Raw genomic sequence first — 23,801 nt, 5'->3', positions numbered from 1 at the left:
TAACTTCCGTGCGCATCGACCGATAATTTTCGGAACTCTTCCGGAAGGTGCGCTGCGATGCCTACCCCTCCCCTGCGCCGACGCATACGCACGGCCCTGGCCACCGCGGCCCTGACGCTCGCCGCCACCGGCCTCTCCGCCTGTGGCAGCGGCGGACCGCAGGACAGCGCGGGCGGTGGTGGCGCCGCGCTCGAGGCCTGGGTCTACGGCGACCCGTCGGCCGCCGTGCAGCGCAAGGTCGTCGACCGCTTCAACAAGACCTCGGACGTCAAGGTGAAACTCGTCGAGATCCCCGGCGAGGGCTACCAGGACAAGATGCGCACCTCCATGGGCACCGCCAACGCCCCCGACATCTTCTTCAACTGGGGCGGCGGCTCCATCAGCGACTTCGCGGCCAAGGACATGCTCGTCGACCTCGGCCCGTACATGAAGAAGGACCCCGAGCTGAAGAAGGCGTTCATCCCCTCCATCCTCGACGCGGGCCGCATCGACGGGACGTACTACGGCGTTCCCATGCGCGGCATGCAGCCGGTGATCCTCTTCTACAACAAGAAGGTCTTCCGCGAGGCGGGCGCCGAACCCCCCGCCTCCTGGGACGACATGCTCGACCTGATCGACACCTTCAAGGAGAAGGGCGTCACGCCGTTCGCGCTCGCGGGCGCCGACCCGTGGACCGAGCTGATGTGGCTGGAGTACCTCCTCGACCGGTTCGGCGGCCCCGGCGTCTTCCAGAAGATCGTGGACGGCGACAAGTCCGCCTGGAACGACCCCGCCATGATCAAGGCGGGCGAGACGATCCGCGACCTGGTCGACCGCGGAGCCTTCGGCAAGAACTACAAGTCCGTCAACTACACGGCGGACGGCGCCTCCACGCTGTTCGCCCGCGGCAAGGCGGCCATGCACCTGATGGGCAGCTGGGAGTACGCCAACCAGAAGGCCAACCAGAAGGAGTTCGCCAAGTCGGGTCTCGGCTGGACCTCGTTCCCCGCGGTGCCCGGCGGCAAGGGCGACCCCAAGGACGTCGTCGGCAACCCCACCAACTACTGGTCCGTCAACGCCACCCGTGTGAAGAAGGGCGAACGGCGGGACGCAGCGGTGGAGTTCCTGAAGTTCGCCTCCCGGCAGAGCTACGCCGAGGACCTCGTCGCCAACGGGGACGTGCCGGCGACCTCGGACGCGAAGGCGCAGCTCACCGAGCACGATGACCCCGAATACGCCACGTATCAGTACGAGATGGTGAGCCAGGCCCCGTCCTTCACGCTCTCCTGGGACCAGGCGCTGCCCGCCAGGTTCACCGCCCCGCTCACCAACAACCTGCAGAAGCTCTTCAACGGCGACCTGAGCCCGAAGGGCTTCGCCGACGCGATGCGGAAAGTGAAGTGAGCCGGTCCCCGGTTCGCAGGGGTCCCGGGCGCCCCGGCCTCCTGTGGGCCGCGCCCGGAGCCCTGTTCTTCCTCTGCTTCGCGATCGGACCGCTCCTCCTCGTCGGCTATCTCTCCTTCACCGAGTGGGACGGGCTGGGCGGCCTCCCCTCCTTCAGCGGCACCGGCAACTGGCGCCGCCTCTGGGAGGACTCCACGATGCGGGGCGCGATCGTCCTGAGCCTGCTGCTCACCGCGCTGACCTGGCTCGTGCAGACCCCGATCGCACTGCTGCTCGGTGTCTGGGCGGCGGGCAGGCAGAAGAACCGCGCGGTGCTCAGCGCCATCTTCTTCCTGCCGCTGCTCGCCTCGTCCGTGGCGCTCGCACTGCTCTGGAAGACGCTCCTGGACCCCAACTTCGGGTTGATCGCCGACATCGGGCCGTGGATCGGCTTCGAGGACGGCGATGTGCTCGGCTCCTCGCGCGGCGCGTTCGGTGCGGTGCTCTTCGTGGCGGCCTGGCAGTTCATCCCGTTCCACGCGCTGCTCTACCAGGGCGGCGCACGGCAGATCCCGCGCTCCCTCTACGACGCCGCGTCGATCGACGGCGCGGGCACGGTGCGGCAGTTCTTCCACATCACGCTGCCGCAGCTGCGCAACACCGTCATCACCTCGTCCGTCCTGATGGTGGTCGGCGCGCTGACGTTCTTCGACACCGTCCTGATCCTCACCGAGGGCGGCCCCGGCACGGACACCACGATCGTCCCCTACTGGATGTACGAGACCGGCTTCGTCTCCCGTGACATGGGCTACGCGAGCGCGATCGCCACGGCGCTCGTCGTGGTCGCGACGGGCATCTCGCTGCTCCTCGTACGCCTCACCGGCTTCGCCGCGATGCGCTCGACCCGGGAGGGCCTGTGACAAGCACCCTGGAGCGGCCCGGCACCCGCAGCCCCGCGCGGCCGCCGCACACGTCCCGGCGCCGAAGGCGCGAGCGCCCGAACCTCCCCGCCGGAGTCGCCTCGCTCCTCTGGCTGGTGATCATCGCGCTGCCGCTGTACGTCCTGCTCGCCACGACCCTCCAGTCGCGCGACGCCTACTTCGACCGCGGCCCGCTCTCCGTCCCCACCGATCCGACCCTCGACAACTACCGCCGCGTCCTGGACAGCAGTTTCTTCACCTACCTCCTCAACACCGCGGTGGTGACGGTCGCCTGCGTCGCGATCGTCCTGGTCCTCGGGGTGTGCGTGGGCTACGCGGTGGTGCGGGCGCGTGGCCGGGGGGCCCAGCGCCTCTTCCAGATGTTCCTGCTGGGTCTCGCGATCCCCGCCCAGGCCGTGATCATCCCGGTCTTCCTGCTGATCACGAAGTTGCAGTTGTACGACTCGCTGCTCGCGGTGATCCTTCCGACGGCAGCGTTCGCGCTGCCCGTGAGCGTGCTGATCCTCGCCGGTTCGATGCGGGACATCGACGAGGAGCTGTACGAGTCGATGGCCCTGGACGGCGCGGGCCCTGCCCGCATCCTGCTGCGCCTGGTCGTGCCGATGTCGCGCGGGGGCATCTCCACGGCCGCCGTCTACACCGCCCTGCAGGCGTGGAACGGCTTCCTCTTCCCGCTGATCCTCACCCAGTCCCCCGAGTCCCGGGTGCTCACCCTCGGCCTCTACGACTACGTCGGCGAGTTCCGCGTCGACGTGCCCGCCCTGCTCGCCGCGGTGGTCCTGTCCATCGTGCCCATATTCGCCGTGTATCTCTTCGCCCGCCGTCAGCTGGTCGACGGTCTGATGGGCGCGGGCGGCCGCTGACTTGAGGAGTTCCATGGTCCACCCCTGGCAGGACACCACGCTGCCCGCGTCCGAACGGGCCGCGGACCTGCTCGCCCGGATGACCGCACAGGAGAAGCTCGCCCAGCTCTACAGCGTCTGGCCCGGCTCGGACGCCCAGGAGGAGAACGCCGATGTGGCGCCGCTCCAGCATGAGGTGGCGGAACACGTCGACCTGGAGGAGCTGCTCCCCCACGGACTCGGCCAGCTGACGCGCCCGTTCGGCACGGCGCCGGTGGAACCGGCCGAGGGAGCGGCCCGCCTCGCCGCACTCCAGGAACGTATCCGCGCCGCGAACCGCTTCGCCCTGCCCGCCGTCGCGCACGAGGAGTGCCTCACCGGCTTCACCGCCTGGCAGGCGGCCGTGTTCCCCACACCACTCGCCTGGGGCGCCTCCTTCGACCCCGAACTCGTGGGCAGGGCAGCCGAGTCCATCGGTGCTTCGATGCGCGCGGTCGGCGTCCACCAGGGGCTCGCTCCCGTCCTCGACGTCGTGCGCGACCCGCGCTGGGGCCGCACCGAGGAGTCGATCGGCGAGGACCCCTACCTGGTGGCGACCATCGGCACGGCCTACGTCCAGGGGCTCCAGTCGGCGGGGATCGTCGCCACCCTCAAGCACTTCGCGGGCTACGCGGCTTCGCGCGGGGCCCGCAACCACGCCCCGGTGTCCATCGGCCCCCGCGAACTGGCGGACGTCGTCCTGCCTCCCTTCGAGATGGCGGTACGGGACGGGGGCGCCCGCTCGGTGATGCCCGCGTACAACGACCTGGACGGTCTCCCGGCCCACGCCCACCAGGCGCTGCTCAGCCAACTCCTGCGCGAGGACTGGGGGTTCACCGGAACCGTCGTCTCGGACTACTTCGGGGTGTCCTTCCTGGAGTCCGCCCACGGGGTCACGGACTCCAGGGCGGGGGCCGCCGCGCTGGCCCTGGCAGCAGGCGTGGACATCGAGCTCCCCGCGGTGCGGTGCTTCGGGGCGGGGGCCGCCGCCCCGAAGGACGCGGTGGACCGCGCGGCTCTGCGCGTACTGACCCAGAAGTGCGAACTGGGCCTGCTTGACCCGGATTGGACGGCGGGGCCGCCCGCTTCGCCGCCCGTGGACCTCGATCCGCCCCATATGCGGCTGCTGGCCCGCGAGTTGGCCGAGGAGTCGGTGGTCCTGCTCGCCAACGCGGCCGGGGCGCTCCCTCTCGCACCCGCCGCACGGATCGCCGTGGTGGGCCCGCTCGCCGACGACCCGGCGGCGATGCTCGGCTGCTACACCTTCCCGCGCCATGTGGGCGTGGAGCACCCGCACCTGCCGATGGGTGTAGCCGTTCCGACGCTGCTCCAGGCACTGCGCGCGGAGTTCCCGGGAGCGATGTTCGTGGCGGATCCGGCCGACGCGGAGGTCTGTGTCGTCGTGGCCGGCGACCGGTCGGGGCTCTTCGGACGGGGCACGTCGGGCGAGGGCTGCGACGCCGCCGACCTCGAACTCCCGGACAATCAGGCCGAGTTGCTCGACCGGGCCGTCGCCTCGGGCACCCCCACCGTCCTGGTCCTGCTCACCGGCCGTCCGTACGCGCTCGGGCGCTGGACCGACCGCCTTGCCGGGGTGGTGCAGGCGTTCTTCCCGGGCGAGGAGGGCGGCGGTGCGGTAGCGGGCGTGCTGTCAGGTCGGGTCAATCCATCCGGACGGCTGCCGGTCAGCGTGCCCCGCGAGCCGACGGGCCAGCCCTGGACGTACCTGGCTCCCCCGCTCGGCCACCGCGGTGAGGCGAGCAGCCTCGATCCGACGCCACTGTTCCCCTTCGGGCACGGCCTCTCGTACACGACGTTCGCCTGGGACGTGTCCCCCGTCCCGGTCGAGCTGCCCACGGACGGCGAGACGACCGTGCGCGTCACGGTCACCAACACGGGTGATCGCCCCGGAGCGGAGGTCGTCCAGCTCTACCTCCACGACCCCGTGGGCCAAGTGGCGCTCCCCGTGGCCCGACTGGTCGGCTACGTCCGGGTGCCGCTGGCTCCGGGCGAGTCCGCGGAGGTCCACGCCACGTTCCACGCCGATCTGGCGTCGTACACGGGCCCCGAGGGGCATCGCCTCGTCGAGCCCGGAGCCCTGGAACTCCGCGTCGCGGCGTCCAGCACGGCAGTCCGCCACCGGGTGCCGCTGATGCTGACGGGGCCCGAGCGGATCGTTGGTCATGAGAGGCGTATGCGGTGCGAGATGCGGGTGAAGTAGGGGCGGCGTTCAGCCCTTCCCACGTCTGAGGAGCGGGGGTCTGGGGACGGAGCCCTCAGTCCCGGGAAGGGGCGGGCCCGGGGAAGGCCCCGCAGGGCTACGCCTCAGCCCCAACCCGGCCGCCACGAGCAAGAGTCCCCCGAGCATGACGAACGGGGCGGCCACCCCCGCGACCCCGGCAATGAGCCCCGCCCCCGCGGGCGCGGCCACCTGCCCCAGCCGATTCCCCGTGAGCCGCAGCGCAAGCGCGGTGGAACGGGCCCCCTCCGGCGCCGCCTGCACAACCGTAGTCATCGACAACGGCTGCCCGACCCCAAGACAGAACCCCAGCAGAACGAGCATCACCCCCAGCCCCCACACAGGCACCGGCAGCGCGACCCCCGCGCACAGCACAGCAGCCAGCAGACACGTGACCACGATCAGCACCGTACGGCCGAGAAGATTGATCAGCGGTGTCATGACGAGCCGGCAGGCGATCGTCGCGGCGGCCCGCAGCGAGAGCAGCACCCCGACCGTCGCGGGCGCGATGCCCCGGTGCTCACCGACCACCGGCAGGTAGGCCGTGAGGATGTCCGTGGCGGAGAGCACCGCCAGGCTGATGAAGATCCCCGCGGGGACGCCCCGGGTGCGCAGGATGCCGAGCACCGGGACCTTGTCACCCCGCTTCGACGAGGCGGCGGCCGGTCGGACGTGCTCGATGCGCCACAGCGAGGTGAGCGAGACGGCTGCGACCGCTCCCGACACGAGCAGCGCGAAGGCGCTCGTACGCCCCATGTCACCGCCGATGAGAGACCCCGCCGCGATCGGCCCGATCAGCTGCCCGAGCGAGGCGCCGATCGTGAAGTGCCCGAAGTTGCGGTCCTGTTCGTCGGGGGCGGACTGCCGCGCCACGATCGACTGGGCGCCGATCACGAAGCACAGGTGGCCGAGCCCCATCACACCGCTCCAGGCGGCGAGCGCGCCGAGCGACCCCGCCGTACCGCTGAGCGCGCACCCTCCCGAGATCAGGACGACACCGATCGGCAGGAGCGGCGCGCACCGCCCGTGGTCAGTCCTGCGCCCGAGCGGCACGGCGGCGAAGAGCGGGAGCAGGGCGTACACGCCCGCGATGATGCCGATGGCCCGCTCGTCGGCGCCCATGGAGAGCGCCCGGTAGGAAACGGCCGGACGCGCCATCGACACCGCCCCCTGCGCGAAGCTGAAGGCGATGACGAGGCGCAGCAACCAGGCTCGGCCCGGTGTCGATGGCATCAGATGATGCCGAAGAGGATTCCGGAGGCCAGCACCACCAGCGACGTGAGCACGGCCCATTTGACGGTGAACTTGGTGTGGTCGCCGAACTCGACCTTGGCCATGCCGACGAGGACGTACACGGCGGGCACCAGCGGGCTCGACATGTGCAGGGCCTGGCCCGCGATCGAGGCGCGGGCGATCTCGAGGGTGCCGACGCCGTGCGCCTGGCCCGCCTCGGCGAGGACCGGCAGGACGCCGAAGTAGAAGCCGTCGTTCGACATGAAGTAGGTGAGCGGCAGCGACAGGAGCCCGGTGACCAGGCCCATCTGCGGGCCCATGCCCTCCGGGATCGCGTCGACGAGCCACTTGGCCATGTTGTCGACCATGCCGGTGCCCTGGAGGACGCCGGTGAAGACGGCGGCGGCGAAGACCATGCCGGTGACGTTGAGGACGTTCTCCGCGTGGGCGCCGATGCGGGCCTTCTGGTCGGGCATGTGCGGGAAGTTGACCGTCAGGGCGAGCGCGGCGCCGAGCAGGAAGAGGACCGGGATCGGCAGCCACTCCATGATCATGGCGGTGAGCAGGACCACGGTGAGACCGGCGTTGAACCAGTAGAGCTTGGGGCGCAGGGTGGAGCGGTTCGGGTCGAGCCCCTGGAAGCCATCGTCCTCATCGGAGTCGTCGTCGGAGGCACCGGAGGCACCGGAGGCCTCGGAGGCGTCCGTTCCCGAGCCCGCTCCCCCGGTGGTCTTCTTCGTGAGCGACGTACGCCCGTCGGCAGTGCCGCCACCGGCACCCACCAGGACCGTCTCGCTCGCCGTCTCCTTCTCCAGGACCTCGTCCAGGGAGAGCATGCCGAGCCGCTTGCGCTCGCGCAGGCCCAGTGCGTAGGAGAGCAGGAAGACGCATACGAGGCCCATGGCGAGCGCCGGGATCATGGGGACGAAGATGTCGGCCGCGTCGACCTTGAGCGCGGTCGCGGCGCGCGCCGTGGGGCCGCCCCAGGGCAGGGTGTTCATGACGCCGTTGGCGGTGGCCGCGACGCCCGTCATGACGACGAGGCTCATCTTGAGGCGCTTGTAGAGCGGATACATCGCCGAGACCGTGATCATGAAGGTCGTCGAGCCGTCGCCGTCGAGCGAGACGATCGCGGCGAGCAGGGCGGTGCCGACCACGATGCGTACCGGGTCCGCCTTGCAGAAGCGCAGGATGCCCCGGACGATCGGGTCGAAGAGGCCGACGTCGATCATGACGCCGAAGTACACGATGGCGAACATGAGCATGGCCGCCGTGGGCGCCAGATTCCCGACGCCTTCGAGGACGTAGTCCCCGAGATGGGCTCCCTTTCCTACGAACACGCAGAAGAGCGCGGGGATCAGCACCAGTGCCGCGATCGGCGACATCTTCTTCATCATGATCAGCACCAGGAAGGTGGCGATCATGACGAATCCGAGGATTGTCAGCATGGGGGCTACCTAACGTTCACCATCGAACTCCCACCAGGTCTGGCGGTCCGGTTGACGTTAGGACCCGTTCTCGAGCGTTAACAAGATGTTGACGTGTGAGCAATAAGCGCAAAACTCCTGGTCAACGAGTTGCCGGTACCAGAGGCAGCACGGACACCGGGAAGCCGTTGAGCACGGACGTCCCGGAGAGCGGGTCGAGGAGGCTGCCGTCCAGGAGCTGGTTCACATTGGCTCCGGGATTCTCGGCGGCGACGGCCAGGCGGGTGCCGGGGCGGTCGTGGCCCCAGCCGTGCGGCAGGCTGACCACTCCGGGGCGCACGGTGTCGGTCACCTCCACGGGGACGGTGAGCCCGCCGCCGGCGGCCTGCACGCGCGCGTGGCCGCCGTTCTCCAGGCCGATGCGGGCCGCGTCCTCGGGGTGGACGTGGAGGGTGCAGCGGTTGGAGCCGCCGGTGAGGGTGCGCACGTTGTGCATCCAGCTGTTGTTGGAGCGCAGATGGCGGCGGCCCACGAGGACGAGCTCGTCCGGGGTGGCGCGCAGGGCTTTCGTGAGGCGCGGCAGGTCGTCCGCGATCGGGCCAGGGAGGAGTTCCACGCGCCCGCTGCGGGTCTTGAGCACCTGCGGGAGGCGGGAGTCCAGGGGTCCGAGGTCGATGCCGTGGGGGTGGGCGAGGAGTCGGTCGAGGGTGAGGCCGTCCTCGCGTACGCCGAATCCGTCGCCGTAGGGGCCGAGGCGCAGCATCAGGTCGAGGCGGCGCTCGGGGCCGCTGTCGCCGGTGAGGAGAGCGGCGAGTTCCTTGGGGTCGCGGCCGTACGCGGCGGAGTGCGGCTCGGTGGCGGCCCTGCCGATGGTCTGGTCGACGACCATCGCGTCGACGCCTCCCGGATCGGCGCCGTGCATCCCGCTTGCCGCGAGCACGAGCCGGGCCAGGATCTCCGTCTCGGCCATCCGGCCGTCAGCAAGGGGCAGCGCGGCGCGGGTGTAGCGGACCTGGTTGCGCACGGCGAATCCGTTGAAGGCGAAGTCGAAGTGGGGGCTCTGGGAGGGCGGGGGCGGCGGCAGGACCACGTGGGCGTGGCACGAGGTCTCGTTCAGGTACGGGTCGACGCTCACCATGAAGTCGAGCGAGGCCAGTGCCTTGTCGAGGCGATCGCCGTCGGGCGCCGAGAGGACGGGGTTGGCCGCGACGGCGATGACCGCGCGGATCGCGCCGTCGCCGGGGGTATCGATCTCCTCGGCGAGCGCGGCGATCGGCAGCTCGCCCTTGGCCTCGGGGTGCCCGCTCACGCGGCTGTGCCAGCGGCCGAGCGCGAAGCCCTTGCCGGGGCCCGCCGGGCGGGGCGCGCGGTCGGTGGCGGAGAGCGGGAAGAGGGCGCCGCCCGGCCGGTCGAGGTTGCCGGTCAGGACGTTCAGGACGTCGACAAGCCAGTTGGTGAGGGTGCCGTAGGCGACGGTGCTCGCGCCGACGCGGGCGTAGACGGCGGCGGTGGGCGCGGCGGCCAGCTCGCGGGCGAGGGCGCGGATGGTGTCGGCGGGCACGTCGCAGGCCGCGGATACGGCGTCGGGGGTGAAGTGGCGTACGGCGTCGCGCACGTCGTCGACGCCCTCCACCTGGTCTTCGAGCGCGCCGAGGCCGGTGAGCTTCTCCTCGAAGAGGACCTGGACCATGGCGGCGAGCAGCAGCGCGTCCGTGCCGGGCCGGATCGGGAGGTGCCGGTCGGCGAGCTTCGCGGTGCGGGTGCGGCGCGGGTCGACGACGGTGAGTGTGCCGCCCCGCGCGCGCAGCGCTTTCAGCTTGCCCGGGAAGTCGGGGGCGGTGCACAGGCTCCCGTTCGAGTCCAGGGGGTTGGCGCCGAGCAGGAGCAGATGGTCGGTGCGGTCCAGGTCGGGCACGGGAATGGCGAACGCGTCCCCGAAGAGCAGCCCGCTGGACACGTGCTTGGGCATCTGGTCGACGGTGCTCGCGGTGAAGACGTTGCGGGTGCCGATGGAGCTCAGGAGCACGGGCGGGTAGAGGCCGCCCGCCATGGTGTGCACGTTCGGGTTGCCGAGCACCACGCCGATCGCCTGCGGTCCGTGCCGCACGATCAGGGGGCGAAGGCCGGCGGCGACGGCGTCGAACGCCTCGTCCCAGCTTGCCTCTTGGAGTACGCCGTCCTTGCGTACGAGGGGGCCTTTCAGGCGGTCGGGGTCGGAGTCGGCCTCTCCGAAGGAGGCGCCTTTGGGGCAGATGAAGCCGTGGCTGAAGACATCGTCCCGGTCCCCGCGCGCACCGGTCACGCGTGCGCCTTCCGAGGCCCTTTCGGAGGCCTCTCCCGAGATCCTTTCGGAGGTCTCTCCCGAGATCCCTTCGATGGTGAGCGTGAGCCCGCAGGTGGCTTCACAGAGGGGGCAGATACGCAGGGCGGTACGGGCTGTGCTGGGCATGGAGGACCCTCCCGGGCGGCGACGGCGCGCGTGCGCCTTCACCATACCGACCGGTATGCACGGCGTCAGGACCCAGCGGGGAACAGGTCGCGAATCCGCGCGCCCCGCTTCAGTCCAGTGAACCCGCGAAGTAGGAGTGCAGCAGGGTCCGCGTCTCGTCGATGAGGGCGGGGTCGCCCGACGGGTGTGCGCGGAAGGCGAGTTGGAGGACCGCGTCCACCGCTTCGACGCCGACGAGCACCGTGCGGCGCAGCTTCTTGTCCAGCGGCCGGTCGAGATGGGCGGCGAGCAGGCCCGCCACCCGCTCGGCGACGTCCGAGTTGGCGTCGGGCATCGCCTCCGGGGCCGAGGGGATGCCGAAGTCGACCAGGCCGAAGCCGGGGACGGTGCGCTTCATGGCGAGGTACTCGTCGAAGGCCGCGTCGACGGCGCCGCGCCAGTCGCCGCGCTCCACCCCGGCCATGCGCGCCGCCACGCGCTCGCCGTACGCGTCGAGATTGCGGTGGGCCAAGGCGTCCGCCATGGCCCGCTTGTTGCCGAAGAAGCGGTAGACCGAGCCGATCGGGACGCCCGCACGGAGGGCGACGGCGCGGGTGCTGAGTTCTTCGTAGCCGACCTCGTCCAGGAGCTCGGCGCACGCGTCGAGGATGCGGGCCAGGCGCTCGGCGCTGCGCTCCTGCACGGGCACGCGGCGCAAGGTGTTCGGGGGCGCTTTGGGGGGTGTGCTCTGGGGCTGCGGAGGCTTCCGCTGATCACGGTGGGGCATCCCCGGGAGAGTAGAGCATTGTTCACATCCATGGATCCCTCTTGCGGAAGGAAATCGTGAATCCTACGGTGACCCATAGGAATCGTTGACGAGGGAGCGATGATGAGCCGGGAACAGACCAGCGACGCCCGCCGTGGGGACGCGAACGACCCGCGCAAGACGGCCGAGGCACTGACGTACCTCTCCGGCTTCGGCAACGAACACAGCTCCGAGGCGGTGCCCGGCGCCCTGCCGCACGGCCGCAACTCGCCCCAGCGCGCCCCCCTCGGCCTGTACGCGGAGCAGCTGAGCGGCACCGCCTTCACCGAGCCCCGCGCCCACAACCGCCGCTCGTGGCTCTACCGCATCCGCCCCTCGGCGGCGCACCCGGCGTTCACGCGCGTGGACAACGGCGCGATCCGGACGGCGCCGTTCACCGAGACCCCCGACCCCAACCGCCTCCGCTGGAACCCACTCCCCGAGCCCGCTGCCGGCACGGACTTCCTCACGGGCCTGTGGACCCTGGGCGGCAACGGGGACGCGACCCAGCGCACCGGCATGGCCGTGCACCTCTATCACGCCAACTCCGCCATGACGGACCGGGTGTTCAGCGACTCGGACGGCGAACTCCTCGTCGTGCCCGAGCAGGGCGGCCTGCTCCTTCGCACCGAGTTCGGGCTGCTGCGCGTCGAGCCGGGCGAGGTGGCGCTGATCCCGCGCGGGGTGCGCTTCCGCGTGGAGCTGCTCGACGGGACCGCCCGCGGCTACGTGTGCGAGAACTACGGCGCGGCCTTCCAGCTCCCCGACCTGGGCCCGATCGGCGCGAACGGCCTGGCCAACGCACGGGACTTCAGGGCCCCCGTCGCCGCGTACGAGGATGACGACCGGCCGGTGGAGGTCGTGAACAAGTTCTGCGGCAACCTGTGGCGGGCCACGTACGATCATTCGCCGCTGGACGTCGTCGCCTGGCACGGCAACCACGTCCCGTACGTCTACGACCTGCGTAGCTTCAACGTCCTCGGCTCCATCAGCTACGACCACCCGGACCCGTCGATCTTCACGGTGCTCACCTCGCCGTCCGACACCCCGGGCCTCGCGGGCGTCGACTTCGTGGTCTTCGCGCCGCGCTGGCTGGTCGGCGAGGACACCTTCCGGCCGCCGTACTTCCACCGGAACGTGATGAGCGAGTACATGGGCCTGATCGAGGGCGCGTACGACGCGAAAGCGGAGGGCTTCGTGCCCGGCGGCGGCTCGCTGCACAACATGATGTCGGCGCACGGCCCCGACCGCGACACCTTCGAGAAGGCGTCGGCCGCCGAGCTGAAGCCGCAGAAGATCGACGACGGGCTTGCCTTCATGTTCGAGACACGCTGGCCGGTGACGGCGACCGAACAGGCAGCTCAGGCCGCCCATCTACAGCGCGGATACGACGATGTGTGGGAGGGTCTGGAGCGCCATTTTCGAAACTGATCCCGTGCCGGGTCCCTGACGGATCCGGCAACTGATCGCGTTTCGAAGTCAACGCGGACAGACTCGGACTGATTCGGAGAGACCGTGACCGCTTTCGCCCCGGACTCGATCGTCCTGAATCGCAAACTGCCGCTCTGGTATCAGGTGTCGCAGTCCCTGCGCGCCTCGATACTCGGCCGCACACCCGACGCCCCGCTCCGGCTGCCCACCGAGGAGCAGCTGGCGGGGCACTACGGCGTGAGCGTCCTGACCATGCGCCAGGCGCTCAAGGAGCTCGAGGACGAGGGCCTGATCTCCCGGCACCGGCGGCGGGGCACGTTCATCGAGCCCAGCGCCCAGCGCGGCTCCCCGGTCCGGCTGCTCGGCTCGGTCGACGCGATCGTGGCCCAGCAGTCGGGCATGAGTACCCAGTTGCTCGCACACGGCACGGCTCCGGTCTCCGGCGAACTCGCCGAACACTTCCCGGATCTGGCCGAGGTGGCGACCTATCACCGGCTGCGCAGCGACGACAAGACGGGCGAACCGACCAATCACGCCCACAACTTCATCCGCCCCGAGCTCGCTGACCGCGTCGACCTCGACGATCTCGCGCGCTGGCCCATGACGAAGGTCCTGCGCGACGTCGTGGGCGTCCGCATAAGCCGCATCACCGACACCGTCGAGGCCACGCTCGCCGACCCGGAGACGGCCCGCCTCCTCGAAGTGCCGCTGCTCAGCCCGATCCTGCACTACACCGGCATCACCTACGACGACGACGGGCGCGCCCTGGACGTGGCCCGCATCCACTACCGCGGCGACCGCTTCTCCTTCACGGTCACCCTCGACGCGACGTAAGGGTCTCGACGTACGATGCCGGGCGTGACGCACGACGAAGCGGCGCTGCTCGCCGACCTGATGCCGTGGTCCGTCGCACCGCTCCGGCCGGGCCGCGGGTGGCCGATGGGACCGGACGCCGCATCCCTCAGAGCCCGGTGGGCCGCGTTCGTGCGGGCCGACACGGCGGAGCGCGCGAAGCTGCTCTCCCCCTCACGCTCGCGCACGCTGCACACGGCGGTCGCCCAACTCCCCGGACACCACGGCGCGACGGTCCCGCTGGCCGCCGAGTCGGGAGCCTGCCCCGCTCCGGTGCGCGTCCTGCACGGCCCCTTCGACGAGCAGTGGCTGATCCCGGACCACCGGCTCATCGACGCCGCGCGCCCGGAGCTGTGGCGGGTGGCGGGCGAAGGGCAGCTGTTCCTCGTCGAGCAGGGCTACGTCACCGGCTCCACGGGGCCCGCGGTCCTTGCCACCGCCGTGCTGCCGGACGGCCGCTCCCCCGCGGGGCGGCCGGGACGGATCCGGCCGCTGTTCCGCCGCCCCGCGGGTCTCGAACCCAACGTGGCGCCGGGGCTGCTCGCCCACCTCACCAAGGAGCTCGGCCAGGACGTCGGCGCCGGCGACCTGCTGGCCTGGACGCTCGCCGTGGCAGGGGCTTCGCCTGCCGGGTGCCGGGTGCCGCTGACGTCCGACGCCGGGAGCTGGGCGCGGGGCACGGAGTTGGGTCGCCGCATGCTCGCGCTCCAGGCGCGCGGTGACGGGGCGGCGCGGCCGAAGCTCCCCGGCGGACGGCGCCCCTACGTGCGCGCGCCGCTGCCCGCACGCCCCGCTGAAATCTCGTACGACGCCGACGAAGAGGCATTGTGCGTGGACGCGGGCCGCATCTCGCCCGTGCCACGGGCGGCGTGGGAGTTCGAGGTGAGCGGGGTGCGCGTGCTCGAGCTGTGGTTCGAGCGGCGCATGGCGGCGGGTGAGGCGGGCACTCTGGAGGCGATACGGCCCTCGGAGTGGCCGCAGGCGTGGACGTCCGAGCTGCTCGAGCTGATCACGGTGCTGGCCCTGCTCGCGGAACTCCGCCCGATGCAGGACGAGTTGATCGCGACCCTCGGCCCCCGCATCACGGCGGAAGCGCTGCGCGGTGCGGGCGTGCTTCCCGCGCCCGAGGCCGCGCGGCGCCCCGCGTCGGTGCTCGACCACCACGAGGAGGGGCCCGGCGGCCAGTTCGCCCTCCTGTGAGGTGCGTGATGCCTCTGCTGGGATGGCCGGTTGCCTTGCTGCGGCTCGGTCGTGGCTGAGCGCGCCGTTCACCGCGCCCCTTCGGGATGCCCCTCAAGGCCTGTGGCTGCGTCGGCCGGGCGTGGAACGTGGCGCTGCCCGGCCTTGTCCCGTTCCCGCGCGTCACCTGGCCTGCTCCCCGCGGCCCCCGCCAGAACCAAGCAACGCCACCAGTCCGGCGACCTGGAGCAGCGCGAGCGCAGCGGCCCCCGTGCGGAAGCCGGCCACTCCCCCGCCGCCCAGGCCGTACGCCGGCGCCGCGACCGCGGGGCCGACGGTGAAGCCGAGGGTGAAGCCGAGGGTGAAGCCGAGGGTGCGGAAGGTGTTGCCGACACCGCCGATGGTGCCCACCTGGTCGGGCAGCGCGGCGCCAGGAGCGAGGCGTTCACCGGCGTACCGAACAATGCCTGCCCCACGCCGATCAGGGCGAGCCGCCACCCGATGTCGAAGAGACCGGCACCGGGACCGAGCGTCAGCATGCCCAACAGGCCGCCGATCACCAGGAGTAGGCCCGCCGCCCCCAGGAGCCTGCCCGGCAGCCGGTCGGGGGGCCAGCGCCCGCATCGCGGGACTCGGCCTCAAGACCTCCCCGGACGCCCTGCCCTATCTGCCCGCGGCCGAGGCGCTCGCGCGGCTCGCGGCGGGCGACCCCGGGCAGCGGACTGCCGCCGCTGCGCGCGCTGTTCGACAGCTTGCGGGCCGAGCGCCACGGCCACGGGCACACCCTGCGCGAACGCGTCTCGATCGCCTCCCGGTTCTCACCGCTCGGCGATCTGGGGACCGGCAACGACCTGGCCGCCGAGCTGGACCGCGAGTGCCGCGAGCAGGGCGCGCTCGGCCCGCTGCCGCTCGTGCTCCTCTTGCGCACCCGCGCGCGGATCTTCCTGGGGCGCCACGGCTGCGCCCTCACGGGCGCAGTCGAGGGCCTGCGGATCGCCCAGGACACCGGACAGCCGCACTACGTCGGGCAGTTGTCGGGCATCCTCGCCCATCTGGCCGCGCTCGACGGCGACGAGGAGCGCTGCCGCGAGCTCGCCGCCAAGGGTGATCTGCGGCAGGTCATGCCGGGCCAGGTGTGGGGCGGGATCGCGATCGGCGTGCTGGAGCTGGGACTCGGCCGATACGAAGCGGCCCTGCGCGCGTACGAGGACGTGGCGGCGAGTCCGTCGGGGCACACGATCGTCGTCCTGTACTGCGTGCCGGACCGGGTCGAGGCCGCCGTGCGTGCCCGCACCGGACAGGTCGGTTCCGTAAGGGATTCGGCGCGGGGTTTCGCCGAGTGGGCCGATCACACGGGGGCCGCTTGGGCGCTGGCGCTCGCCGCCCGCTGCCGCGCTCTGCTTGCCCCGGAGGCCGAGGCAGGACCGGCGTACGAGGAAGCGCTCGCGCTGCACACCGACGACGGCCGCCCCTTCGAACGGGCCCGCACGGAGCTGCTGTTCGGCGAGTGGCTGCGCCGCGCGGGCCGCAGGAGCGAGGCCCGCACGCCGCTGCGTTCGGCCCTCGACACCTTCGAGCTGCTCGCGTCCGAGCCGTGGGCCGAGCGGGCCCGCGCCGAACTGGGGCCACCGGCGAGAGCCGGGCCCGGCACGCCGGCGACGCGGAGCCCCTGGAACGACTCACCCCGCAGGAGCGGCAGGTCGTACGGCTCGCGGCGACCGGGATGACCAACCGGGACATCGGCGCCCAGCTGTTCCTGTCCCCGCGCACGGTGGGCTACCACCTCTACAACGCCTATCCGAAGCTGGGCGTGGCATCGCGCGGCGAACTGGCCCGGATCGAACTCCGGGACGAGGAGGAGGCCTCGGCCTAGCCCCGCCGCCACGGCCGTCACCGCCGCTCAGGCGAACGAGTCCAGGAGCCTGTTCAGCATCCGTTCGAAGAGCTCGTCCGCGTCCCCCGGCGCGGGCCCCTCGGCGAGCGCCGACGCGAGCCGCGGATAGCCACCGCCCGCGACCTGCCCGGCGAGATACGCGGACCGCACCCGCTGCTCCTGCTCCTCCGACCACGGCAGGGCCCGCGCGCGTTCCGCCATGGCGAACTCGTTGACGACGTACGTCATGACCGAGCCGTTGACCATCCCGATGAGTTCCATCTTGGTGCCGTAGGGCGCGTCGAGCCCCTCCAGGGCGCCGAGGCAGTGCTCCAGGTACCGCAGGGCGTTCGGGCTGAAGCCGTAGAGCGCCGACATGATCCGCGGCAGCCACGGGTGGCGTCGCATGATCCCGCGCGTCTGGCGGCCGAGCGCCAGCATCTCGGCGCGCCAGTCACCGCCCGGCGGCCCCGCGGGGAATTCGTACTCGCCGCTCACCGCGTCGACCATCAGCTCGTACAGGTCTTCCTTGCGCGGCACGTAGTTGTAGAGCGACATCGTGCCGCAGCCGAGCTCGGCCGCGACCCTCCGCATGGAGACCGCATCGATGCCGTCCGCGTCGGCGATGCGGACAGCCGCCGCCGCGATGTCCGCCCTGCTGTACGCGGGCTTCGGGCCACGGCCCGCACGCTCGGGGCGCGCCCAGATCACTTCCGGTTCGGCCGCTCGGCCCGCCATTGATCATCACCTCGCCACCCATGTTAGTTACGTACAGCGTACGAAGTGAGGTACCGTACGGGCATGACTTCTACGTACGCTGTACTTAGTGAGAGTCTGGAGAAGCGCTTCGGGGAGGTCCACGCCCTGCGAGGCCTGGATCTCGCCGTCCCCGAAGGCACGGTCTGCGGGCTGCTCGGCCCGAACGGCGCGGGCAAGACGACTGCGGTGCGCCTGCTCACCACGCTCCAGACACCGGATGCCGGGAGGGCGCTCGTCGCGGGGCACGACGTGGTGCGGGAGGCCGCGACGGTGCGGCGGCTCATCGGCGTGACCGGGCAGTACGCCTCCGTCGACGGGGATCTGACCGGGCGGGAGAATCTGCGGCTCTTCGCCCGGCTGCTGCGGGCTCCGCGGGCGCGGGGTGACGAACTGCTCGAACGCTTCGGTCTCGTGGACGCCGCCGACCGGCCCGCTCGCACCTACTCCGGGGGCATGCGGCGGCGGCTCGACCTCGCGGCGAGTCTTCTGGTGCGGCCGAAGGTCCTCTTCCTCGACGAGCCGACCACCGGGCTCGATCCGCACAGCCGGGGCGGCATCTGGGACGCCGTACGGGAGTTGGCGGCCGAGGGAACGAGCGTGCTGCTGACCACGCAGTATCTGGAGGAGGCCGATCAGCTCGCCGATGAGGTCGTCCTGATCGACGGGGGGCGTGCGGCGCATCGTGGTACGCCAGAGGCGCTGAAAGCGCAGATCGGCAGTTACGTAGAGGTGGTGCTCCCGCTGGACTCGGCCGAGCAGGCGTTGTCCGCTGCCGCAGTCGTTCTGGATCAGCTCACCGGCGCCGAACCGGTCCTGGACGCCGAGCGGCGCACGGCCGGGGTTGTCGCCCTCGACTCGGGTCTCACGCTGCCGCGTGTCGTACGGGAGCTGGACTCCGCGGGGGTGCCTGTTGTGGACGCGACGCTTCGGGCTCCCACGCTTGACGAGGTCTTTCTGCGGCTCGTCTCGCGCGTTTCCTAGACCACCGCTTCGCGGCGGAGCCTTCCCGCCCACCCACCTGATTGCCCCGAAGGGATTCCTTGTGAGCGCCATCCTCTACGACGGCACCGCCGTCCTCGGCCGGCACCTGCAGCGCATCAAGCACGCGCCCGCCATCCTCGTCATGACGCAGACGATGCCCATCGTCTTCCTGCTCTTCTTCGGCTACGTCTTCGGCAGCGCCCTCGCCATGCCCGGCGCCGACTATCGCGCCTTCCTCGTCCCGGGCATGCTCGTCGCGACCGCCGCGAACGGCATCATGACCGGCATGTTCACCGCCGCCCAGGACTCCCACCGGGGCGTCATGGACCGGTTCCGTACGATGCCGATGAGCCGCTCGGCCGTGCCGCTCGGGCAGGCCGTCGCCGACTTGTTGACCACCGCCGTGGGGCTCGTGCCGCTGATGCTCGTCGGTCTCGCCATGGGCTGGCGGATCGAGGGCGGGCCGCTCCAAGCCCTGGGCGCCTTCGGCCTGTTGCTGCTCTTCCGGTTCACGACGACCTGGATCGGCATCCTGCTCGGGCTCGTGTCGCAGAGCGAGGAGGCGGCGGGGCAGCTGGGCGGCGCGACGTTCATGCTGCCGCTGCTCTCGAACGCCTACATCCCCACCGACGGACTCCCCGGCTGGCTGCGCACCGTCGCGGAGTGGAATCCGATCAGCGCGGTGGCCACGGCGGTGCGCGATCTCTTCGGCAACGCGCCCGTGCCGGCGGACGCCGCCTGGCCGGTGGCGCATCCCGTGGCCGGGTCGATCGCCTGGTCGCTCGTGCTGCTCGCCGTGTGCGTGCCGCTCGCCGTCCGCCGGTACACGCGCGGGGGACGGTGAGCGGACGCGCATGCTCTCCTTCGGAGCGGACTACTACTTCTGGGGTTCCAGTTCCGGTCCCAGCGAGGAGAACTTCTCCTGGGACACCACCCGCTTCGGCGGCCAGGTGATGTTCGACGGCGGCCACTTCTGACCCGTCTTCTTCAGGAACCACGCCGGGGGTTCGTACATCGGCGGCTCATAGCCGTCGGGCAGCGCCGTCTTCCAACTGACGCCCTTCGTACGCTCCTTGAACTCGTCCTTGACCGCCTTCAAGCGCTCGGGCTGCGTGATCAGGTCGACCGCCGTCGCCGCGAGGTACTTCGCCGCGGCGATCACGGCGGCCTGGCCGGGAGCCGCCGCCGCGCAGGCGGCGGTGGACCAGGTGTGCATCTTGGTGCCGATGGGGGCGAGCGCGGCACCCATCGAGACGGTGGGAACGTTCCAGCTGATGTCGGCGACGTCCGTCGAGCCGCCGCCCATGAACACCGGGTTGGGCGGGGTCAGTTCACCGATCTTGTCGTGCATGCCCTTCTGGGGCAGGCCGAGTGACCCCTGGAGCTCCTTGGCCAACTCGTGTGCCTCGTCCGGGAATCGGGGCGGGCCTATCTCGCGCATGTTCGCGTGCAGGAGTTCGGCGAAGGCCTTGGCCGGGAGCTGGTTCCAGCAGGCCGACGTGACGCGGTGGCGGACGGTCGTCTGGGACGCCTTCGCCGCCGCCTCGGAGACGGCGATCACCTTGTCCAGGAGGACCTTGACGCGGGCGGGGCTTCCTTCGCGTACGTAGTACGAGATCTCGGCGATCTCCGCGGTGACGTTCGGGATGTCACCGCCGTTGTTGATCACCCAGTGCAGGCGTCCGCTCGGCGCGAGGTTCTCCTCGCGCAGGAACTCCGACATCGTCGCCATCATCACGGCGGCGTCGAGCGCGGACTTGTTGCCGAGCGGTGTCCCGCCGTGGCCTGCCACGCCGAGGAAGGTGAAGGTGACGGCGGTCATCGCGGTGGTGCTTCCCCAGCCCGTCGCGTTGGCCGTCGAGGGGTGCCAGTCCAGGAACGCGTCGAGGCCGTCGTACACGCCCTTGCTGACGGCGTACGTCTTGCCGATCAGCATCTCCTCGGCCGTGGAGCCGAAGAACTTCACGGTGACGGGGAGCTTGTGCTTCTCGGCGGCCTGGGCGACGGCCGCCGCCGCTGCTGCTGCCGCCGTGCCCAGCGCGCTGTGGCCGCAGCCGTGGCCGGGTCCGTAGCTGGGCGCGAAGGGGTCGTGGACGTACTCGCGCGGATCGTGGTAGCCCACGCCCTTGTTCTGCGAGAGGCCGGGCAGGGCGTCGTACTCGCCGCTGAAGCCGAGGACGGGGCCGCCCCTGCCGTGCGTGAAGGTCGCGGTGAACGCCGTCGGGAAGCCCGCGGTGCCGAACTCTACGTCGAATCCGGCCTGTTCGAGGAAATCGGCCTCGGCGATGGAGGACTTCCACTCGCGCAGGGACAGTTCGGCGTTGTCCCAGATCTCGGCGTTCAGGCCGGTGATCCGGTCGTCGTGGGAGGTGATCCAGTCGAGCGCCGCGCGCTTGGCGGGGGTGTCGGCCGCGAGGCCTTCGGGGGGTTCATAGGCGGCGGGGCTGTCGTCGGCGCCGGCTGCCATCGCCGGGTCCGCGTCGGCGGTCATCACGCCGGCGGTGACGCCGGCCGCGCCGAGGAGCTGCATGATGTGGCGGCGGCTCAAGGGCGGGCCGCTCGCGGGGAGTGCCTCATGCTCATGCTGATCGTGCAGGTCACACACGCGCACCTCCGGGGGTGAGGTTGGGTGTATCGGCCAAACAATCAGCCACATTGGGGCCGGAAAGTTGCGGCGTCAACAGGTGCGCATGACACGGGTGTTACGGCAGGGACATGACGAGTGACGTGTGCGGCGGGAGAAGGGGCGGGTGGATGGGAGTAATCCGCCGCTGAGCGGCGGCCGAACCCCCGACCACCCGCGGTCAGCGACCCCCAAAGAGCGACCGCCGCAGCCTGCGCAAGGGAGCGAAGAGAGAGACCCTCCGCACACGTGCACGACGGCCACTGTGGTCATGCGCGCCCCGTGAGGTCAGCTCACGCATCAGCAACGTCGCCTCAGCCGTCTCGCGCTGCGGAACGGCGGGACCGCCCAGCACTGAGAGATGGCGGTCGAGACGCGAGCTGGTCGCGCTGCTCCCGCAGGTGATCGCAGGGACACGCGCCCTGCTGCGCACCGTTATCTGTTCCATGTCACTCCCCACCCGTACGAGGGCACCCGGCCCAGGGCAGGTTAACCCTATCGCCCCGTCCGGACACTCGTGTATCCCGGTCGCAGGATTCACCTACCCCGTAAGGAGGTTGACGATTACTCTCCGAATCCGACTGATTCCAGGGCGAGTTGGACAAGCGGGGCAGAAGTGGGCCCCTTTTAGCCCTCGCCGGGTTCGATCGTCACGGCCAGTGACGTCGCGGACGCGCTCAGGTTCGCGGCGATCAGCGGCGTTTCACCGTCGACCAGGCCCACGGAACGGGGCGCCGACGCGGTGCGCGCATCACCCACAGTTGGTGCACGCGGCCCACAGGCGGCGCCGCGAGCCCTGTGACGGTCACCACGGCGCGCCGCCTGGACTCGGACGCGACGACGTTGATGCCGCACCCCCCTCGCGTCCCGCTCACCGCTCGCGCGGGCGTCCGGAGCAGCAAGGACGTGGGCGATCTCACGTGCCTCGGCGCGCTCGCGGTCGAGTCGGTGGTCGGTACGGACGAGTTGGACGGCGAGGATCGCGGACGCGGCAGTAGACCAGGGTGACGGCCTGGCGCTGCAGGTCGGCGAAGCGCCTCAGGCGGTGGATTGGTGTTCAAAGGGGCGGCAACCGCGCTCGGTTGAGGTAGTTTTGTGGAGAATCGCACGGCTCAGGATGGGGGACGCCCGTGAGCGACGACGACCGTGTGATCGCGGGGCGCTACCGCCTCCTCGCCCCTCTGGGCGAAGGCGGCATGGGCACGGTCTGGCGGGCCCGCGACGAAGTCCTGGGCCGCGAGGTCGCGGTCAAGGAAGTGCGCGCCCCCGTCGGGCTCCCGGCCAGTGAGGTCGACCGGCTGTACGCCCGCCTGGAGCGCGAGGCATGGGCCGCCGCCCGCATCCCGCACCGCAACGTGGTGACGGTCTATGACGTGGCGAGCGAGGACGGGCGCCCGTGGATCGTCATGGAGATCGTGCGGGGGCTCTCGCTCTCGGACGTCCTGGACGCGGAGGGTCCGATGCCTCCGCAGCGCGCGGCCCGCATCGGCGCCGAGGTGCTCGCCGCCCTGCGCGCCGCCCACGACGCCGGGGTCCTGCACCGCGACGTCAAGCCCGGCAACGTACTCATCGCGAACGACGGCCGGGTCGTCCTCACCGACTTCGGGATCGCGATGGTGGAGGGGAGTTCGGCTCTCACCATGACCGGTGAGGTGGTGGGATCCCCCGAATTCCTGGCCCCTGAGCGGGCGTTGGGGCGAAGGCCCGGTCCCGAGTCCGACCTGTGGTCGTTGGGCGTGCTGCTGTATGCGGCGGTGGAGGGCAGTTCGCCGTTCCGCCAGGACACCCCTCTCAGTACGTTGCGTGCCGTCGTCGACGAGGAGTTGCCGCCGCCACGGAACGCGGGGCCGCTGACCCCTGCCATCGAGGGGCTGCTCCGGAAGGACCCCGCCGACCGGATCTCCGCCGCCGACGCCGAGACTCAACTGCGGCTCGTCGCCGCGGGCGGCACACCACGAGTGGAGACGCCTCTCCCGTACATGCCGACCGTCACGTCACAGCAGCAGCCGTATCAGCAGCAGGCAGCCGCCCCCTTGCCGCCTCCGCCTGACAGGCATGAGCCCGTTGTCGCGACGACCACCACCGTCCCGCCGACGCGTTCGCGCCGCACGGTGCTCGTCTTCACCGCGGGCCTGATCGCTCTCGCGCTCGCGCTGGGCGGGCTCACGTACGCCCTGGTCAATCGCGACGGCGGAGGAGGCGGCAGCTCCGGCGGCTCCTCCGAAGGAGGAGCCGGGGACAGCGGCGGGAAGAACGGCGGCAGCAGTACGTCGGGCGGGAGCGACGGCGGCGGCTCGGGCAACGGCGGTGGCAGCGACGGCGGTTCGACCGGCGGCGGATCCACGGACGGCGGGGGCGGCACCAACGGCGGGGGCAACGGCGGTTCGACCACGCACCCGGCGCAGTCCGTGAAGGTCTCCGTCACGGGCGCGAACACGGAGTACAGCGGCGCCTGTCCACCGGCCGCCGGGCAGGCCCCATCGTTCACCGCGACGTTCACCGTGGGGCGGGTGCCGGTCACCGTCGACTACCGCTGGGTGACCAAGTCCGGTGAGCCGAGCGGCCCCGGCTGGAAGTCGCTGAGCTTCTCCTCCGGCGGCGGCAAGTCCCAGCAGGTGCACCACACGGAGACGGTCGGGGGTGAGCCCGGCTCGACGTATCGGAACGAGATCAGCGTGGAGGTGCGCAGCCCGGTGGAGGGGTCGTCCAACTCCGTTGCGTACTCGGTGACATGCGAGGAGGAGACCCCGACGGGCGGGACCTCCTCCTATGCACCGAACTGACCGG

At 71.2% G+C, this 23,801-nt stretch carries 22 protein-coding genes; 13 read left to right on the top strand and 9 right to left on the bottom strand.

All coding sequences use genetic code 11. The features are described 5' to 3' along the window. The first annotated feature begins 57 nt into the window (after positions 1 to 57). From AC5P1C_RS27645 to AC5P1C_RS27630, 4 genes are read left to right on the top strand one after another with little or no spacing between them, the layout of a single operon-like run. Positions 58 to 1,383 carry an ABC transporter substrate-binding protein gene (locus AC5P1C_RS27645; protein ID WP_493868650.1) on the top strand — a complete coding sequence of 442 codons (1,326 nt, stop codon included), beginning with the start codon at positions 58 to 60 and terminating at the stop codon, positions 1,381 to 1,383. Further along, the gene (locus AC5P1C_RS27640; protein ID WP_493868649.1) at positions 1,380 to 2,282 is read left to right on the top strand and encodes a carbohydrate ABC transporter permease; all 903 of its coding nucleotides are present in this window, start codon (positions 1,380 to 1,382) and stop codon (positions 2,280 to 2,282) included. Before AC5P1C_RS27645 ends, AC5P1C_RS27640 begins: the two co-directional genes overlap by 4 nt. Beyond that, positions 2,279 to 3,166: a carbohydrate ABC transporter permease gene (locus AC5P1C_RS27635; RefSeq protein WP_493868648.1), complete on the top strand. Its 888-nt coding sequence runs from the start codon at positions 2,279 to 2,281 to the stop codon at positions 3,164 to 3,166. The genes AC5P1C_RS27640 and AC5P1C_RS27635 overlap by 4 nt, the downstream gene beginning before the upstream one ends. A 13-nt stretch (positions 3,167 to 3,179) precedes the next feature. Further along, entirely contained in the window at positions 3,180 to 5,405 is a 2,226-nt protein-coding gene (locus tag AC5P1C_RS27630; RefSeq protein ID WP_493868647.1) for a beta-xylosidase/alpha-l-arabinosidase, read from the top strand. 9 nt (positions 5,406 to 5,414) lie between these two features. Here the strand turns inward: AC5P1C_RS27630 and AC5P1C_RS27625 are convergent, their stop codons facing one another. From AC5P1C_RS27625 to AC5P1C_RS27610, 4 genes are all read right to left on the bottom strand, one after another. Further along, the gene (locus AC5P1C_RS27625; protein ID WP_493868646.1) at positions 5,415 to 6,656 is read right to left on the bottom strand and encodes an MFS transporter; all 1,242 of its coding nucleotides are present in this window, start codon (positions 6,654 to 6,656) and stop codon (positions 5,415 to 5,417) included. After that, positions 6,656 to 8,104: a CitMHS family transporter gene (locus AC5P1C_RS27620; RefSeq protein ID WP_493868645.1), complete on the bottom strand. Its 1,449-nt coding sequence runs from the start codon at positions 8,102 to 8,104 to the stop codon at positions 6,656 to 6,658. The genes AC5P1C_RS27625 and AC5P1C_RS27620 overlap by 1 nt, the downstream gene beginning before the upstream one ends. 121 nt (positions 8,105 to 8,225) lie before the next feature. Next, positions 8,226 to 10,532 (bottom strand): molybdopterin-dependent oxidoreductase, encoded by a 2,307-nt coding sequence (locus tag AC5P1C_RS27615; RefSeq protein WP_493868644.1) that lies wholly within the window; start codon positions 10,530 to 10,532, stop codon positions 8,226 to 8,228. A gap of 109 nt (positions 10,533 to 10,641) precedes the next feature. After that, positions 10,642 to 11,298 (bottom strand): TetR/AcrR family transcriptional regulator, encoded by a 657-nt coding sequence (locus AC5P1C_RS27610; protein WP_493868643.1) that lies wholly within the window; start codon positions 11,296 to 11,298, stop codon positions 10,642 to 10,644. Positions 11,299 to 11,400: 102 nt separating this feature from the next. Between AC5P1C_RS27610 and hmgA the strand changes: the two genes are divergently transcribed. From hmgA to AC5P1C_RS27595, 3 genes are all read left to right on the top strand, one after another. Next, positions 11,401 to 12,747: a homogentisate 1,2-dioxygenase gene (gene hmgA / locus AC5P1C_RS27605; RefSeq protein ID WP_493868642.1), complete on the top strand. Its 1,347-nt coding sequence runs from the start codon at positions 11,401 to 11,403 to the stop codon at positions 12,745 to 12,747. Between the two features lie 84 nt (positions 12,748 to 12,831). After that, positions 12,832 to 13,581, top strand: coding sequence for a GntR family transcriptional regulator (locus AC5P1C_RS27600; protein ID WP_493868641.1), 750 nt, complete (start codon positions 12,832 to 12,834; stop codon positions 13,579 to 13,581). 15 nt (positions 13,582 to 13,596) lie between these two features. Next, complete coding sequence (locus AC5P1C_RS27595; protein WP_493868640.1) at positions 13,597 to 14,799, top strand: type ISP restriction/modification enzyme; 1,203 nt, start codon at positions 13,597 to 13,599, stop codon at positions 14,797 to 14,799. Between the two features lie 162 nt (positions 14,800 to 14,961). On the opposite strand, the gene AC5P1C_RS27590 is transcribed toward AC5P1C_RS27595, so the two are convergent. Further along, complete coding sequence (locus AC5P1C_RS27590; RefSeq protein WP_493868639.1) at positions 14,962 to 15,276, bottom strand: hypothetical protein; 315 nt, start codon at positions 15,274 to 15,276, stop codon at positions 14,962 to 14,964. Positions 15,277 to 15,530: 254 nt separating this feature from the next. Between AC5P1C_RS27590 and AC5P1C_RS27585 the strand changes: the two genes are divergently transcribed. After that, positions 15,531 to 16,505 carry a hypothetical protein gene (locus AC5P1C_RS27585; RefSeq protein WP_493868638.1) on the top strand — a complete coding sequence of 325 codons (975 nt, stop codon included), beginning with the start codon at positions 15,531 to 15,533 and terminating at the stop codon, positions 16,503 to 16,505. Then, a complete protein-coding gene (locus AC5P1C_RS27580; RefSeq protein WP_493868637.1) occupies positions 16,502 to 16,651 on the top strand; it encodes a helix-turn-helix domain-containing protein in 150 nt (49 codons plus the stop codon). Before AC5P1C_RS27585 ends, AC5P1C_RS27580 begins: the two co-directional genes overlap by 4 nt. 27 nt (positions 16,652 to 16,678) lie before the next feature. On the opposite strand, the gene AC5P1C_RS27575 is transcribed toward AC5P1C_RS27580, so the two are convergent. Continuing rightward, positions 16,679 to 17,389, bottom strand: a complete 711-nt coding sequence (locus AC5P1C_RS27575) for a TetR/AcrR family transcriptional regulator (RefSeq protein ID WP_493868636.1) — start codon at positions 17,387 to 17,389, stop codon at positions 16,679 to 16,681. Between the two features lie 63 nt (positions 17,390 to 17,452). On the opposite strand from AC5P1C_RS27575, the gene AC5P1C_RS27570 reads away from it, so the two are divergent. After that, positions 17,453 to 18,391 (top strand): ATP-binding cassette domain-containing protein, encoded by a 939-nt coding sequence (locus tag AC5P1C_RS27570; RefSeq protein WP_493868635.1) that lies wholly within the window; start codon positions 17,453 to 17,455, stop codon positions 18,389 to 18,391. 61 nt (positions 18,392 to 18,452) lie between these two features. Continuing rightward, the gene (locus AC5P1C_RS27565) at positions 18,453 to 19,235 is read left to right on the top strand and encodes an ABC transporter permease (RefSeq protein WP_493868634.1); all 783 of its coding nucleotides are present in this window, start codon (positions 18,453 to 18,455) and stop codon (positions 19,233 to 19,235) included. A gap of 33 nt (positions 19,236 to 19,268) precedes the next feature. Here AC5P1C_RS27565 and AC5P1C_RS27560 read toward each other — a convergent pair whose 3' ends face one another. From AC5P1C_RS27560 to AC5P1C_RS27550, 3 genes are all read right to left on the bottom strand, one after another. Continuing rightward, the gene (locus AC5P1C_RS27560) at positions 19,269 to 20,939 is read right to left on the bottom strand and encodes an amidohydrolase (protein WP_493868633.1); all 1,671 of its coding nucleotides are present in this window, start codon (positions 20,937 to 20,939) and stop codon (positions 19,269 to 19,271) included. A gap of 256 nt (positions 20,940 to 21,195) precedes the next feature. Continuing rightward, a complete protein-coding gene (locus AC5P1C_RS27555) occupies positions 21,196 to 21,462 on the bottom strand; it encodes a hypothetical protein (protein ID WP_361195755.1) in 267 nt (88 codons plus the stop codon). A gap of 244 nt (positions 21,463 to 21,706) precedes the next feature. After that, positions 21,707 to 21,889: an anti-sigma factor domain-containing protein gene (locus AC5P1C_RS27550; RefSeq protein WP_493868632.1), complete on the bottom strand. Its 183-nt coding sequence runs from the start codon at positions 21,887 to 21,889 to the stop codon at positions 21,707 to 21,709. On the opposite strand from AC5P1C_RS27550, the gene AC5P1C_RS27545 reads away from it, so the two are divergent. Next, on the top strand, positions 21,813 to 22,022 hold the full coding sequence (locus AC5P1C_RS27545; RefSeq protein WP_493868725.1) for a hypothetical protein: 210 nt from the start codon (positions 21,813 to 21,815) through the stop codon (positions 22,020 to 22,022). The two genes, AC5P1C_RS27550 and AC5P1C_RS27545, sit on opposite strands and share 77 nt — an antisense overlap. Before the next feature lie 122 nt (positions 22,023 to 22,144). Further along, a complete protein-coding gene (locus AC5P1C_RS27540; RefSeq protein WP_493868631.1) occupies positions 22,145 to 23,797 on the top strand; it encodes a serine/threonine-protein kinase in 1,653 nt (550 codons plus the stop codon). The last annotated feature ends 4 nt before the right edge of the window (positions 23,798 to 23,801 follow it).

This window comes from Streptomyces sp. A18, from assembly GCF_059026065.1.
Note: the sequence above shows the minus strand (reverse complement) of the source record. Positions and strands in the feature narration are given on the sequence as shown.